Source organism: Lysinibacillus sp. NPDC093190 (assembly GCF_050280425.1).
GTDB lineage: Bacteria > Bacillota > Bacilli > Bacillales_A > Planococcaceae > Lysinibacillus.
This window is the reverse complement of record NZ_JBNNVG010000020.1, coordinates 90,305-105,107: the sequence shown is the minus strand read 5'-3', so window position 1 is coordinate 105,107 and position 14,803 is coordinate 90,305. Positions and strand designations below refer to the sequence as shown.

The 14,803-nt window shown below is 36.6% G+C and carries 14 protein-coding genes; 7 read left to right on the top strand and 7 right to left on the bottom strand.

All coding sequences use genetic code 11. From position 1 onward, the window contains the following. Positions 1 to 193: 193 nt before the first annotated feature. Positions 194 to 1,033, bottom strand: coding sequence for an RluA family pseudouridine synthase (locus ACQKOF_RS16240; RefSeq protein ID WP_427559099.1), 840 nt, complete (start codon positions 1,031 to 1,033; stop codon positions 194 to 196). Positions 1,034 to 1,087: 54 nt separating this feature from the next. Further along, entirely contained in the window at positions 1,088 to 1,513 is a 426-nt protein-coding gene (locus ACQKOF_RS16235) for a disulfide oxidoreductase (protein ID WP_427559097.1), read from the bottom strand. Between the two features lie 385 nt (positions 1,514 to 1,898). Between ACQKOF_RS16235 and ACQKOF_RS16230 the strand changes: the two genes are divergently transcribed. Further along, on the top strand, positions 1,899 to 3,014 hold the full coding sequence (locus tag ACQKOF_RS16230) for a GAF domain-containing sensor histidine kinase (protein ID WP_427559094.1): 1,116 nt from the start codon (positions 1,899 to 1,901) through the stop codon (positions 3,012 to 3,014). Between the two features lie 11 nt (positions 3,015 to 3,025). Then, positions 3,026 to 3,673, top strand: a complete 648-nt coding sequence (locus tag ACQKOF_RS16225; protein ID WP_427559092.1) for a response regulator — start codon at positions 3,026 to 3,028, stop codon at positions 3,671 to 3,673. A gap of 135 nt (positions 3,674 to 3,808) precedes the next feature. Here ACQKOF_RS16225 and ACQKOF_RS16220 read toward each other — a convergent pair whose 3' ends face one another. Beyond that, positions 3,809 to 4,927, bottom strand: a complete 1,119-nt coding sequence (locus ACQKOF_RS16220) for a response regulator (RefSeq protein ID WP_427559089.1) — start codon at positions 4,925 to 4,927, stop codon at positions 3,809 to 3,811. Between the two features lie 619 nt (positions 4,928 to 5,546). Here ACQKOF_RS16220 and ACQKOF_RS16215 point away from each other — a divergent pair. Together ACQKOF_RS16215 and ACQKOF_RS16210 are read left to right on the top strand one after the other, a co-directional pair. Beyond that, entirely contained in the window at positions 5,547 to 6,467 is a 921-nt protein-coding gene (locus ACQKOF_RS16215) for a helix-turn-helix transcriptional regulator (RefSeq protein ID WP_427559086.1), read from the top strand. Positions 6,468 to 6,537: 70 nt separating this feature from the next. Continuing rightward, a complete protein-coding gene (locus tag ACQKOF_RS16210) occupies positions 6,538 to 7,278 on the top strand; it encodes an effector binding domain-containing protein (RefSeq protein ID WP_427559083.1) in 741 nt (246 codons plus the stop codon). 161 nt (positions 7,279 to 7,439) lie between these two features. On the opposite strand, the gene ACQKOF_RS16205 is transcribed toward ACQKOF_RS16210, so the two are convergent. The 4 genes from ACQKOF_RS16205 to ACQKOF_RS16190 all read right to left on the bottom strand — a co-directional run bounded on the left by ACQKOF_RS16205 (position 7,440) and on the right by ACQKOF_RS16190 (position 11,921). Then, positions 7,440 to 8,348: a cation diffusion facilitator family transporter gene (locus tag ACQKOF_RS16205; protein WP_427559081.1), complete on the bottom strand. Its 909-nt coding sequence runs from the start codon at positions 8,346 to 8,348 to the stop codon at positions 7,440 to 7,442. A gap of 295 nt (positions 8,349 to 8,643) precedes the next feature. Beyond that, complete coding sequence (locus ACQKOF_RS16200) at positions 8,644 to 9,981, bottom strand: hemolysin family protein (RefSeq protein WP_427559078.1); 1,338 nt, start codon at positions 9,979 to 9,981, stop codon at positions 8,644 to 8,646. A gap of 1,093 nt (positions 9,982 to 11,074) precedes the next feature. Further along, positions 11,075 to 11,488, bottom strand: coding sequence for a hypothetical protein (locus tag ACQKOF_RS16195; RefSeq protein ID WP_427559075.1), 414 nt, complete (start codon positions 11,486 to 11,488; stop codon positions 11,075 to 11,077). A gap of 229 nt (positions 11,489 to 11,717) precedes the next feature. Beyond that, positions 11,718 to 11,921 carry a YheE family protein gene (locus ACQKOF_RS16190; protein WP_427559108.1) on the bottom strand — a complete coding sequence of 68 codons (204 nt, stop codon included), beginning with the start codon at positions 11,919 to 11,921 and terminating at the stop codon, positions 11,718 to 11,720. A gap of 335 nt (positions 11,922 to 12,256) precedes the next feature. Here ACQKOF_RS16190 and ACQKOF_RS16185 point away from each other — a divergent pair, with 335 nt between their 5' ends. From ACQKOF_RS16185 to ACQKOF_RS16175, 3 genes are all read left to right on the top strand, one after another. Then, positions 12,257 to 13,399: a DUF445 domain-containing protein gene (locus ACQKOF_RS16185; RefSeq protein ID WP_427559073.1), complete on the top strand. Its 1,143-nt coding sequence runs from the start codon at positions 12,257 to 12,259 to the stop codon at positions 13,397 to 13,399. A gap of 17 nt (positions 13,400 to 13,416) precedes the next feature. After that, positions 13,417 to 13,761 carry a YlbF family regulator gene (locus ACQKOF_RS16180; RefSeq protein WP_427559070.1) on the top strand — a complete coding sequence of 115 codons (345 nt, stop codon included), beginning with the start codon at positions 13,417 to 13,419 and terminating at the stop codon, positions 13,759 to 13,761. Positions 13,762 to 14,060: 299 nt separating this feature from the next. Next, entirely contained in the window at positions 14,061 to 14,723 is a 663-nt protein-coding gene (locus ACQKOF_RS16175) for a ribonuclease H family protein (RefSeq protein WP_427559068.1), read from the top strand. Positions 14,724 to 14,803 lie beyond the last annotated feature (80 nt).

Sequence of the window (14,803 nt, the reverse complement as noted above, 5' to 3'; positions counted from 1 at the left end):
TTGCTGACGCTTCGCTTTCGCACAGATAAAACATTTGTTGCTGACGCTTCGCTTTCGCACAGATAAAACATTTGTCGCTGACGCTTCGCTTTCGCGCAGAGCAAAGCTTCCTGGGGGTGTCTTAAAAAAACATACAAAAACTGCACCTCGAATTGTTAGCTTATGTGCAACAATTCAAGGTGCAGTACGGTAATTACTGCTGATCCTTTACAACGATTTGCTTATTTAAAAATGGATGCTCGAATTCCAATTGAATAGCATGGAGCTCATAATCATCACTTGCCGTTTCTCTTGCTCCATACATTGTATCTCCAATAATCGGATGACCGATATGTGCTAAATGTACGCGAATTTGATGTGTTCTTCCTGTTTCAAGAATTAGGTGGACAACACAAGAGTTTTTATAGCGAGCTACAACTTCATAGTGTGTAACTGCATGCTGTCCAGTTTTTGAAACGACACGTCTTGTTGCATGATGTCGGTCTTTTCCGATTGCTTCAGAAATCGTGCCGGATGAAGAGCGTAAATTCCCTTGCACCTCTGCAGCGTATGTTCGAATAATGGATTTTTCCTCAATCATACGGTCAAAGATTGATTTTGCTAAAGGATGCTTTGCTACAAGTAACAAACCTTGTGTCCCTTTATCTAAACGATGGACATGCTCCGCATAAGTGCCACCTTGCTCTTTAATATGAGCCATAACATGATTCATACAAGTGTGGGTATCACGTGCATCATTTGGATGTGTCGACATGCCTTTTGGTTTAGAAACGATCAAACAATGGTCATCCTCATAGACGATATCAATTGCACAAACTGGTGTCGGTTGATAATTGGATGTCGGAATAGGGAATGTAAATTTTATGATAGTTCCTACTTGTAGTGGAGCATTCCACTGAATAGGCTCTCCGTCCATTGTTGTGATAGCCTTTGCCATTCGCATTTCATGGACAAGCTTTTTACCGAGTCGCCAATGATTGCGTAAAAGATCCTCGACTGTCAAATTATTCGTATTTATTTCATAGTGAAACATAAATCTTCCTCCGTAGAAAAGACCGTATTCCGAATGTAGAACACGGTCTCAAAATTAATTTGCTGTTTTAGCAGCCTTTATTACATAAAAGCTTGCCCCTGCAATTAAAATAAATGCAGTTAGCGCTAAAAATGGGATTGTAATAAAACCTAACCAGTTAATATATTGCCCAGTACATGAAACAAGACCACAAGATGGTGCAGTATCAGCTAAAAAACTAAGCTTTTGAATACCATAATGGTAAAGTGATATACTGCCCCCCATAATGGCAAAAACAGCAGTTGTTACAACAATACGTGCATTTTTTTGAATAAAGGCAATAGTCGTCATAATAACAATTGGATACATGAAAATTCGTTGGTACCAACACATTTTACAAGGTTCATAATGACGAATTTCAGAAAAGTATAAGGAACCCAGTGTTGCAACGACAGAGACAATCCAAATAAATAGTAAGCCATTTTCCACTTTTTTAGACATATAAATTCTCTCCTTAGTATAACCATGTACTTGTTCGATTATAGTTGTTCTAGTTTTATATGTAAATTAACTTACCCAAAATAAGGTATAATCTTATCAATTATGCCTCGGCATAATTGCGTCCGGAATCGGCTTTGTGCTTGCACAAAGAACCCCTTTCCGATTCCGTGACATCCGCCGGAGGCTTTAACTTCTTTCAGCTGATGTTTGGACACCCGCTGAAAAATAACTTCAACCCGCATTCATCTCACCACCTATAGAGATGGGAGACTTCTGCTGAAAGAAGTTAAGAAATTTCAGTCAAAAGTATGAATGACTGAGGCAGACGTTCCAGACTTTGAAATGTTATCATTAAAATTAGTAATGCCAAAGAAGAGGTGTTTTTGTGAGGGAGAACGATCATTCCAATATTGGTATTTTAAAAGAGATTGCAGAGTTATTAAACGAAGAAACTGAAATTGTGTCGATGTTAAAAGGGGCACTTGTGAAATTTTTAAATGGCACAAATTTTGAAACAGGCTGGATTTTTTTTATTGATGAAAAAGGACGGTCAGAGCTTGTGGTTCATGTCAATTTACCAGAGGCACTGGAGTATAAAAATTGCCATTATTTAAAAAAAGGAGGCTGTTGGTGTGTTTCTCGCTATCGTAATGAGGAATTAAAAAAAGCCTCAAATATTATTGAATGTCAACGTATTGAAAGTGCAATTGCGGCAAATGTTGGCGATCACGAAGGCATTACACACCATGCAACAGTGCCACTTCAATCTGGGCAAGAGCGTTTTGGTGTCTTAAATGTTGCATCGAAGGATACCGTGCGTTTTTCAGAGGAAGAGCTAGCATTACTTGAATCGGTTGCATTTCAGATGGGATCAGCCATTAAGCGTATTTTACTGACAAAGCAGGAGCAAGAAATGGCACTTGTGAAGGAGCGCAATCGTCTAGCACGAGATTTACATGATTCCGTGAATCAGCTACTTTTTTCAGTTACATTAACAGCGAGAGCTGGTATTGAAATGACAAACGCTAGTGATGTGAAAGAAACATTTAAGGAGATTCAGCACTTAACACAGGATGCCTTAACAGAAATGCGTGCTCTCATTTGGCAGCTCCGTCCAAAAGGATTAGAGAATGGTTTACTTGAAGCGATAAAAGTGTATGCTGAAATGCTTGGCTTGAAGCTTCATGTAACGGTCTCAGGTGTACTGCAATTCCCATCACGTATCGAAGAAACATTATTTCGGGTAGCCCAGGAAGCACTTAATAATGTTCGTCGTCATGCTGGTGTGCTAGAGGCTGCACTTTATATTACGGTCACTTCTACAGATATTTTACTGGTTATTCGTGATGAGGGACGAGGCTTCGTCATCGATAATAACACTAAGCTACTTTCGATAGGCTTGCAATCCATAAAGGATCGTGCAAAATCAGTTGGTGGCAAAGCTGACTGGGTTAGTGAAATTGGCAAAGGAACAGAGCTATTAATCCGCTTGCCATATTAGGGGGGAAGAGTATGATACGTGTTTTAATTGCAGATGATCATCATGTCGTGCGTCGTGGATTATTATTTTTCTTAAAAACACAGAAAGATATTGAAGTTGTTGGAGAAGCGAAAAATGGATTAGAGGCAGTAGCTTTAGCAGAAAGTATACAGCCAGATATTATACTCATGGACTTGGTCATGCCTGAGATGGATGGGATTCAGGCAACGAAGCGCATTAAAGCAAAGTTTCCGAAAATAGAAATTCTAATGCTGACAAGCTTTTCAGACCGTGATCATGTGGTTCCAGCTATGGAGGCAGGGGCTGCAGGCTATCAGTTGAAAGATATTGAACCTGATGAGTTGGTATTGTCCATTCGCCGTATTATGCGAGGCGAAAATACATTACATCCAGAAGCAACAACGACTTTGGAAATGGACCGTCAAGAATCAAAAAATGCACCTCATGTTTTAAACCCTCTAACACCTCGTGAACAGGATGTGCTTGCAGAGCTTACAAAAGGGAAAAGTAATCGAGAAATTGCGTCCTCTTTATTCGTTACAGAAAAAACAGTGAAGACTCATATTTCTAATATTTTCACGAAGCTACAAGTGCAGGATCGTACGCAGGCTGCTCTTTATGCAGTGAAGCACGGACTGACAGAGGGTAGTGGTGTATAAAAGTTAATTGATTTCTCATCGGACGTCCACAGTAGTCGGAACGTAAATCAATTCCAAGTTATGATGATGAGACTGGAGATTAAAAAACGACGAGTTCCTATGAACTCGTCGTTTTTTAATGAATGAAACCTTTATTTATTTTTGAACAAAAAATTTGTTTGAAATATCAATTAATGTAGAGCTTGGCGAAATCGATAGGTCATCTTTTAGCTTCTGTTCATAAGCAAGAAATACTTTGTATGCCTGTTCATGAAATCCCGTATTTATTAAAATGTGTAAATAGTGCTCAAGTTTTTGTTCATTATATGGATCAAACTCTAATATTCTATTTAAAAAATTTAATGCCTTATCAATATCCGTTAGTAATGTTGCTTGAAAACCTTTTTCTAATAAATCTATGTATGATTTCGTCAGCTTATCTTTATAGGCAGTAGCCCACTCATAATCATCATAAATGAGTAGTCCATTTTTATAAATTGAGAGACTTTGATTGATCAAAGAAATTGGTGGGAATTCTAACTTCGTGAAATCCTCATAATATCTATGAAAGTCATATAAATCACAAAGGATGTTCGGTTTTTCGAAGATATAGTATTTGTTTGAAAAAATAATACAGTTTGCATAACCTATATTATTTAAGGTTTTTCTTAAATAAGAAAGTGCGGTATGAAGATTCGATTTTGCTCGTACATAGTCTAAATCAGGCCATAGAATTTCAATTAAATAATCACGATGAATAGGAATGTTTGGATGTAATATGAAATATACAAATAACTCCTTTGTTTTCTCGGTTTTGAAGGCAACTAAGCTGTTGTTGCTATATGCGGCAAATTGATTAAAGCATTGTACGTTTAACATAGTTTTCGAAGCTTTTTTAATCATTTGCTGAATGGAATATTCATGCTCGATACGAGAAATAGTTTTTTCTAAGCGAGCATGACTAATTGGTTTAAGTACGTAGTCAAGACCTCCGATTTCATATGCTTGTAAAGCAAATTCTTTATATGAAGTTATAAAAATAACACTAACATGTGGACGATTAGTTTTGATAATATCAGCTAATTCAAGCCCAGTCAGTTCATTAAGCTTTGCCTCTAAAAAAATGACTTCAAATTCTATTATTGGAAGCTCATTTAAAAATACTTCTACACTTGTAAAAGTTTGAATTACCTGTATTTGCTGAAATGCTTGTAGTTTACTTTGAAAATAGTGTAAAGCTAAAGGTTCATTGTCTATTAAAACGGCTCGAATCACGTCAAAATCTCCTTTTTACAATTAAATTGAAAACCATTAAACTCTAGTTTGTTGTCTTTGAAAATGCTTTTCGAATATAGGGTGGGCACTAAAAAGTAAATTTCACATAAAATTAAAAATTTGACACCAAAATTTAGCTCTTTGTATTCCGTTTTCCATAAGTTAGTGTCGGATCTCCTCATACGCTATCTCTTCGTACAGGATTTATCTGTTTAGCTTTTTCCCGATGATGGCTCGTGCTCCGTGCTAAACCTTTTTACATAGAAATTAGGACTTCCACAAATAGTTACTATAAAGTTTTTCTACTTCATAGTTTTCAGTGTCCTTATATAGAGGATAGAAGTTTTATAGGTTGTGATAAGAGAATTGAAATAATTAAGCGTTTATTGTTAAAAACAACGTAGTTATAGTGGAGATTATAAGTACCTAAGTTGTTTTTTCTTATATTGTGAAAATAGTATAATGAATGTAATAATTTGTTAGGCGCTATTATAGTACATTTGACTTAAATAAAACTCAAAAAGTACTTAAAAAATACTTAAAGTAGATAGGGAATTAGTAAGTAAAACGACGTAATTAGCAAAGGGAAAAATAAGGTTTATAGTAAAGGAGTACAAATATGAAATTAGAGCGTCTTTTAACGATGACAATGATTTTAATAAATCGTAAAAAGGTAACAGCCCAAGAGCTTGCCGATTTATTTAATGTGTCAGTTCGTACTATTTATCGAGATATTGAAACATTGAGCTGTGCTGGGGTTCCTGTTATTAGCCAGCAGGGGGTTAATGGTGGAATTAGTTTAATTGAGGGCTATCGTGTGGATAAGCAGGTGTTGACGAAGGAAGAGCTTACCTCACTTTCTATTGCCATTAAAAGTGCACTAACAACGTACGATGATTCACATGCTGAAGCAGTGCTAGAAAAATTAACAGGTGTTGCGGATGAGAAAGTTAAACAATCTATCGATCAACTATTTATTGACCTTAGTCCTTGGGGGCCAAATGTTATTTTTAAAGAACAGATTACGTTATTAAAAAATGCGATTGAACACGAGCATTGTATAAGCTTTACGTATTCTACTACACATGGTCGTATAACAAGACGATTATTAGAGCCACACACTTTAGTGCAAAAGGGAAAAGTTTGGTATGTTTATGGCTATTGCACATTGAGAGAAGATTTTCGCTTATTTAAAATTTCAAGAATGAAGGGTATAAAAGAAGAGAAAACGACATTCCAACGCAAAGAAGTCAACTTATCTGAACTCCCATGGGATAAAGAGTGGCATCGCCCACAAAATATAGTAAACCTTACGTTATCTTTCGATTCTGCAATAACGACATTAGTAGAAGAATCATTTGGCGCTGAGCATGTAGATATTGAGAGTTCAACTATTAAAATTTCTTTGCCTGAGGATGAATGGCTATATGGCTTTCTTCTTAGCTTTGGTCATCGCCTAAAAGTTTTAGAACCACCTCATATAAGTGAGATTATGCTAAAACGAGCACAGGAAATTGTTGAGTTGTATAAAGAACTTTAATTGATGACATACAGATGTCAAGTTTTCTTTGTTATAGTCAAAACAAATAGAACGAAGGGTGGATTTAATAATGCAAAGTTATTGTCAAAGCTGTGGAATGCCATTAGTGGATGAGGCATTACTTGGTACAGAAAAAGAAGGACACAAAAGTCAGGATTATTGCACATATTGTTATGAATTAGGAGAGTTCAAGCAGCCAAATCTAACAGTTCAAGAAATGATTGAAATTGGTGTACCGCACTTAAAGGAAGATGGTATGGCGGAAGAGGAAGCACGCCAAATGATGACGTCTTTTTTACCAAGCTTAAAGAGATGGAGAAAACATGAAATAAAAGAACCAATTTTGATGAATAAAGAATCTTTTCAAACCGTAGGAATCTCAGCACGAACGAGCAATGCGAATGAAATTACTGCTCAAGCAAAAATCCCACAATTATGGTCGGATTTTTATCAGCAAGATGTTGTAGGACAAGTAGCTAATGCAATAAATCAAGTAACGTATGGTCTGTATTCTGATTACGAAACGGATGTTAATGGAGAGTATTCAATTACACTTGGGGTGGAAGTAGTAGCTGCCCACGAAATTCCTGAAGGTATGGTCATAAAAACAGTGCCAGCTGCAAAATATTTAGTTTTTACTTCTAACAAAGGTCCATTTGAAGAAGTTGTCGTAAAAGCTTGGCAAGATGTCTGGGCCTGGTTCGCAAGCTCAGATGTAGAGCGAACATACACAGGTGACTTTGAAATGTACGATGAACGATGTACCAACCCGCAAGAAGCTCAAGTCGATATTTATATTGCAATCAAATAATTAAACAAATTAAGCTTCCTATCTATGATTGATAGGAGGCTTGTTTGGGCTCATCACCACACGTTGTGGATGACATTTGCGTTCATTTATTTTATTTTTAAATCGCTTCAATTGAAAATCATTATATTTCTGGTTTACAGAAAAAACAAGTCTCTTACCAATCAATCGGTAGGAGACTTGTTGTCATTTGCTGGAGGAATTATTGCTATTTCTGGCTCAATATGCACGAGTACCTGACAGAAGGAATTTTCATGAGTAACGGTTTTTTCAATTTCCTCTGTGATTCGGTGACTTTCAAAGACATTTAAGTAAGGGTCGACGGTCACTGTTACGTCTATAAAATGCATATTGCCATGAGCACGGCCTTTAAAGTCTATGAGCTCGATCACTCCGTTAACATTGCGAATTAAGACGGATAATGTTTCGACCTCTTCAACATCAAAGGCATCTGTGAGGCTTTGAACTGCTTCCCAAAAGATTTCTACAGCTGTTTTAATTATAAGAAGTGCGACGAGAAGAGCTGTTATTGCATCGATAATGGGGAAGCCAAAAATAGCTCCAAAAATCCCGATCGCTGTACCGATACTGACAAGAGCATCTGAGCGATTATCATAGGCTGCAGCCTTAATAGCAGCGCTTTTTATTTTTTTTGATAGTGTTAAATTATAGCGATAAACGATATACATCACTACTGCACTGCCGATTGCCACATAGGCTGTTAATAGTGATGGTGCTGCGCCAGTTGGCTCCCATAGACTTTTTATCGAATTGATGAGTACTTGTAAGCCAACAATTAGCATAATAAATGATGCAACAAGTGAAGCAACGGTTTCAGCACGTAAATGTCCGTATTGATGATTAGAGTCAGGAGGTATTTGGGCAATCCGTAATCCAACTAATACTGCAATGGAAGCAATAATATCAGTAGTATTGTTAAGTCCATCTGCTTTTAGTGCTTCCGATGTTCCGATATAGCCAATCGTCAGTTTTATTGAGCTCAGTATTAAATAAGTACCAATGGATAACCATGCACCTTTTTCCCCTTGACGTAAATTTGTATAGAGCTCCATTTTGTTTCCTCCTAGCAAAACTTTCGGGCATTATAAAACGACCCCCTTCTCGTGTAAGGGAGTCGTTTTTGCGTATATATTAATTTTTTTCAGTAGAAGCTCTTGCCATTATAAGTTGTGAGCAAAATACTGTATTTATCGTCTGAATCATACAAGCGTGATCTAAATCGTACCACGGCAAATACGATAAGGCAATTTATCCTTCTTTCATTGCTTGTCCAAATATCTGCTGAAATAGTGCATGTACAAAGCCCAATTCAGACGCAATGCAATTATGCCGAGGCATAATTGATTTTTAGTCATTTACTTCATCGTTATCATTTGATAAATCACGTTCAGGTAATTTCAGAACTTCTAAGTATAAAATATGGTGACCATCTAATTCTTTTGCGATAAATTCATAACCTTGTTCTTCAATACTGTCTCCTTCGACCGCATCAAAGCGCTTCGTCATGAACCAACCACCGATTGTATCAATATCATCATCTTCTATGTCAGTACCTAGCATATCATTAACACTTTCAACTAGCATCTTCGCATCTAAAATAAAGTGATCTTCTGCAATTTCCTGAACCTCTGGAATTTCATCTTCATCGAATTCATCTTGAATTTCGCCGACAATTTCCTCAATAATATCCTCAATCGTAACTAGACCAGATGTTCCGCCATATTCATCCATTAAAATGGCCATATGAATACGTTCACGCTGTATTTTTAGTAACAAGTCGTTAATTTGCGTTGTTTCCATTACGCGAATAATTGGCTGCATATAGTCAATCACTAGTTTATCGCCATTTGCTGGGTCTTTAATGTAAGCAGTTAATAAGTGTTTCATATTGACTAAGCCGATAATATGGTCTTTGTCACCATCGATAATTGGGTAACGGGTATATTGCTCAACGCCCATTAAATCAAAAACTTCTCTAATCGTTAGTTCTTTTTCAATACCGACGATTTCAGTACGTGGGACCATGATTTCTTTTGCAAGACGATCAGAGAACTCAAAAATACTGTTCACATATTCATATTCTGAAGTATTAATTTCTCCACCTTTTAAACTATCCGACAAAATCATACGTAACTCTTCTTCGGTATGGGCTACTTCTGATTCTGACATCATTTTTAAGCCGAAAAGACCAGTTAAGCCACGTGCAGATCCATTCAACAGCTTAATGATTGGATAAGTAACATTGTGGAATAAAATTAATGGGCCAGAAAGATTTAATGTGACAAATTCTGCTTTTTGGATGGCTAATGTTTTTGGCGCCAATTCTCCTATTACAACATGCATAAAAGTAACAATTGAGAATGCAAGTATGAATGAAAGGACAGTAGTAAAATTTTCACTCAAATTTAGAAATTCAAACACTGGATTCAAGATAATCTTAAATGTAGGCTCACCAAGCCAACCTAGACCTAAGGCAGTGATCGTAATACCTAACTGACATGCAGATAAGTATTCATCTAAATCTGAAATAACACGTTTTGCATTTTTTGCTTTTTTATTTCCTTCTGCAAGCAATTGATCAATGCGTGTAGATCTTACTTTAACGATTGCAAATTCGGTTGCAACGAAAAATCCTGTCATTATTATTAGTAGGGCGAATGCCGCCAACCTTATGGTTATTTCCAATATGTCTCCGTCCAAATAATTCCTTTGTCCCCGCCCGAATGAGGGAGGTAAACAAAGTGTACACCTCCTATGATTTAAAAAAATTGTTGAATGATTTAATCATAAAATATTTACATGCAAAACACAAATATTGACAACAATTTTTTTAACTTATTTCAGCGGGTGTCCAAACAACATCCGCTGAAATAGAGGAACTCAGTCTAAGAACGCCACGTCCTGTGGCAATGACTGAGTGATCAACATCCTGCCGCTGACGCTTCGCTTTCGCGCAAAAAAACTTGCAGGCCTAAGCACAAAGCCGATTTCGGACGCAATTATGCCGAGGCATAATTGATTTGATTATTTTCACACAATAAATTGAAGAAATTAAATAATTTCAAACACCAAAAGATTGAAAATAAAAATTTGTTATGCTAACTTTAAATGTAGCAAAGAAGATAGTTTGTTTAGAGAAAGAAGCATTTACATCTCATATAAAACGACACGTCAAAAATCTCAAGAGCTATACTTGCGGATTTTTTTAAATGAATTATTTTTAATAGCAACAAATAAGGAGCCGTCTCAATCATATGAGGCGGCTCCTTTGTTTTGTAGAAAAATAAAATAGATGGTGTCATAGTATCTCTCTTCGGCAAAGCAAGGGGGTTATTTCCGTTCCAACTGGGCGCTTTGGTGCTGCCGCTTCGCTTTCGCACAGACAAAACCCAGTTGCTGTCGCTACGTTAGCACTACGCTTTCGCACAGAAAACAACCGCTGCGCTTCAAGGTCTCGGGCCAACAGATGTTTTTTGCGCGAAAGCGAAGCGGCAGCGGCCCCGATGTTGGTTCACGAAGGCGTTATCACAGGACGTGATGGTTTTAGCCTTCGTTCCTCTATTGCTGATCCCCAAGGAGTCGCCCAGTCGGAACGAAGATCAACCATTCTACATAAGATATATTTTCTGGCATGTCGCTCTCATAAAACGAAACTTTAGCAACAGATATTTTATGCGTGAAAGAGTAGTGCTAACGAAGCGGCAGCTAATTTCAAAATAGTTTTTAACAAAAAGGAGCCAATTTCATTCTTATGAAACGGCTCCTTCTGCATTAATTATTATTGTTGAAAACGTAATTTCAAGCACGCTTTTTCCACATCGTGTAGCGTTTCTTTGAACGGTATTTCACCTGAGTAAAGTGAAATCGTAACGGGTGCTTTTTCTGTAATACCTTGCTGTGTAAAAATATAATTTTTACCCTTATACGTTAAATACGTATTTTTTACAGGTCTTTTTCCGAAAGCACTAGTAGATGAATCGAAAAATCCTTTTAATTGACTGCAGTATTCGTTGTAGAAATCACTTTTAAAGCCAGAAAGAGCCTCGAATTTTTTACTATCAATAGCTTCAGCTTCATTCGCTAACTCAAAAATTTTAGCCGAAAATTCGGAAAAAACTTCTTTTACTTTTGCACGAATTAATGCTTTTGAATTATAACTGTTTAAGTCATCAGAAAGAGTGACTTTACTCATTGAAATAGCCTCCTGCATAAAAAAACTTAATACTTAATAACATAAATGTATAAGAAAAATAAGGGAATTTCAATATACTTAAATACTTTTAAGATAATAGCAATGCTGAAATTAGTAAAAATAGGCGTTATTATGCAGTTGGGAACAGGGAAATACTATTTGTATCTTCGTTTAGCAAATGTTCTGTGCGAAAGCAAAGTATAGTACCAATTATGCCGAGGTGAATTTATCAGTCGTAAACATGGTACAACATAAGCTCATGAATCATTTTTTTAACTTCCTCTTCGTTTGGAGGGATAGCTCCATTCCATTGTATAACGCCATCTTTTAAGTACTCTGCTGAATAACGTTCACGTTGATAAAAGAACGAAATAGACCAACCTGGAAGCTGAGAATTTTCAAATAAAGGCTTAAAGCTAAAATGCTGAATCATAACCAAACCCCATTTCTTATATATGTAGTTAATATTATTCAAGGATAGTGGTAATTTTGCAACTCCAAATGTCAATCCTATCGTAATGAGCTGATTAATGGATTTTTTGTTGATATTTTGCTCATGTGTGTCCATTTTAACTGATTGTAGCAAAGGGATATTCAAAGCGAGTAGCCTGCAGCGGAAATTAGCACCTTCAAATTAATGAAGCTGGATAAAAATAGTTAATCTAATAGGGGGTATTTCTTTCGTAGAAAATCATTGCTCTGCTATAATAAGTGCATCAGGCGACAAATTACGCCAATAGTGAATACAATTGAAACGAGAGGATACTAATGGATAATTTTCTAGTGACATTAATATTTATGGCAGTTATCGGTGCTGCAATCGGTGGTGTAACGAATCACCTAGCTATTAAAATGCTTTTCCGACCACATAAAGCTATATATATTAAAAATTGGCGCGTGCCTTTTACACCAGGTCTTATTCCGAAAAGACGTGACGAATTAGCAAAGCAACTTGGGCTAACGGTTGTGAATTATTTATTAACACCTGAAACTTTTAGAAAGAAATTTTTCTCAAAGGATATTCAGGAAAAGGTAGAACAGTTTGTACAAGCAAAGGTAGAAGAAACGATTTTTACAAATGATAAAACAATTCAAGATTGGCTATCATTAGCTGGGTTTTCCAATATGCCAGCAACAATTGAACAGAAGGTAGAAGCAATTGTTGAGGGACAATTTGAGTCAGTTAAGAATACACTATCAACGAAATCAATTCGTACACTATTATCAGCAGATATTCAAAATACTATTGATGCAAAGATTCCTGTAGCGGTAGATCATATTTTAGAAAAAGGTGAGGATTATTTTTTATCACCTGAAGGAGAACTGACAATTAAGGCGATGATTGATGACTTCTTATCGTCAAAAGGATCACTTGGTGGAATGATTAATATGTTTTTAGGTGATTCTTCATCGCTTATGACAAAGGTTCAGCGTGAGCTTATAAAATTTTTACAGAAACCAGGAACATCAGCATTATTAACGAAAATTTTTACTCAGGAATTGGAGAAATTAAAAGATCGCCCAGCAATGGATTTCTTACAGGATATTCGTTTTGAACAAATATTATCGAGATTGCAAACTTATGTAAAAGAACAATTAGCAGTTGAAGAGCGCTTAAATTATCCTATTTCACATTACTGGCCAGAAGGTAATTCATGGATGAAGGAAACAGTGATTCCACAAGCCATTGAAAAAGCTTTTGTAAAAGCTGAAGAGAAATTAGAAGATGTTTTGAAACGCTTAAATTTACAAGAAGTAGTACGTGAGCAGGTCGATTCTTTCCCTGTAGAGAAATTAGAGGAACTTGTACTAGGTATTTCAAAGCGCGAGTTTAAAATGATTACAGTACTTGGTGCAGTTCTTGGTGGATTGATTGGGATTGTGCAAGGGTTAATTGTTTACTTTATGTGAAAAGGAGAATCATGTTTATGATTAATATTTACAATGAAATTAATGCGTTAGAGGCAACTTTTCGTAAAACACCTGAATTTGAAGCGTTAAATAAAGCTGTGACAGTGGTTAAGGAAGATGAAGAGGCATTAAATCTATTCAAAAATTTCCGTAAGGTTCAAATTGACTTACAGAAAAAGCAATTAAATGGCGAAGATATATTGGAAGATGAGCTCGTATACGCACAAAAAGCGGCACAGCTTGCACAGCAAAATGCAAAAATTTCTGCAATGCTTGAGGCAGAAATGAATGTAAGTAAGATAATTGAAGAAGTAAACCGCATTTTAATAAAACCTATTCAAGCATTGTATGAAGAAATTTAACAGCGAAGAAGAGCATCCAAGCAGCGGAAAAGCATAATCTAGCGGCGAAGTTCAACATCCAAGCGGCGGAAAAGCATGATTTAGCGGCGAAGTTCAACATCCAAGCAGCGGAACAACAAGTTCTAACGTCGCAAACGAGAATCCTGAAAAAGCAGATGCTATCATCGAGCTGAACAAACCGCTTTCTTAGGCATAAAAATACTAATAGTTGCACATATAACAAGTAAGAAGAAAAACGTGTTTCCGCAAGCCGGAGCACGTTTTCAATTTATGGCTCAATATCTATTGGAGGTTATACTATGCATGTAATCATTGAATGGACCTATAAAGCGAAAAAGGGTGCGGAAACTGTTTTACGTTCAGAAGAAATGCCAGCAGCTAAAGCATTACTACTTGCAGAGGACATGGAGCGAACAGGGAGAGTAAAATCACTGCATTGTATCGATCGACAAGATACAAATTGGTCTTTGAAGGAACTCAAGGCATATTTAAAGGAAATTGACACTGAGCCACACAATATTACAGTCTATTTCGATGGTGGCTTTGATCTTGCAACAAAACAATCGGGGCTAGGCTGTGCGATTTATTATGAGCAAAATGGCAAACCATATCGATTAAGACAAAATTCTTTTTCGGCAGAGCTAAAATCTAACAATGAGGCAGAATACGCAGCGCTTTATTTGGGGTTAGTCGAGCTTGAGCTACTGAACGTTCACCATTTGCCAGTTTGTTTCACTGGCGATTCCCAAGTCGTTATCAATCAATTGAGTGGGGAATGGGCAGCACTTGAAAAGAATTTATCTAGCTGGGCAGATAAAATTGATGCAAAGCTAGAGGAGCTCAGTATCCAGCCAGAGTACAAGCTTATATCACGTAAAGAAAATTCAGAAGCTGATCGCCTTGCAACTCAAGCATTAAACGGTATCGATATTACAGGATTAAGGGAAATGGTAAAGGAGTAGGTACGGTATTAGACACTCAGAGAAACCACCAGTATTAATGAACTGCACCCCAATTGTTAGACACTCCATATAACAATTGG